The sequence below is a fragment of the Streptomyces jumonjinensis genome (genome assembly GCF_009600885.1).
Taxonomy (GTDB): Bacteria; Actinomycetota; Actinomycetes; order Streptomycetales; family Streptomycetaceae; genus Streptomyces; species Streptomyces jumonjinensis.
Genome location: NZ_VCLA01000192.1, coordinates 270,809 through 271,304, shown reverse-complemented (window position 1 = coordinate 271,304; position 496 = coordinate 270,809). Strand labels below are relative to the sequence as shown.

The 496-nt window shown below is 67.3% G+C and carries 1 protein-coding gene; it reads left to right on the top strand.

Annotated features, from left to right (window positions below):
• Positions 1 to 496 (top strand): ribonucleotide reductase N-terminal alpha domain-containing protein (locus FF041_RS38305; protein ID WP_323393286.1); only part of this gene is annotated, 496 nt, incomplete at both ends.

The following is a 496-nucleotide window of genomic DNA, read 5'->3' as shown; positions in this document are numbered from 1 at the left end:
GACCCCGCAGCACTTCATGCTCCGCGTCGCCTGCGGACTGGCCGAGGATCACACCACCCGGTCAGCCGATGAAGTGGAGTCCCTGTACGGGCTGATGAGCCGGCTGGAGTATCTGCCGTCGTCGCCGACGCTGTTCAACTCGGGGACCCGGCATCCGCAGATGTCGTCCTGCTATCTGCTGGACTCGCCGCTGGACGAGCTGGACTCGATCTACGACCGGTATCACCAGGTCGCGCGGCTGTCCAAGCACGCGGGCGGCATCGGGCTGTCGTACTCCCGGGTCCGTGCCCGCGGCTCCCTGATCCGGGGCACCAACGGCCACTCCAACGGCATCGTGCCGTTCCTCAAGACCCTCGACGCCTCCGTCGCCGCGGTGAATCAGAATGGCCGGCGCAAGGGTGCGGCGGCGGTGTATCTGGAGACGTGGCATGCGGACGTCGAGGAGTTCCTGGAGCTCCGTGACAACACGGGCGAGGACGCCCGCCGCACCCACAAT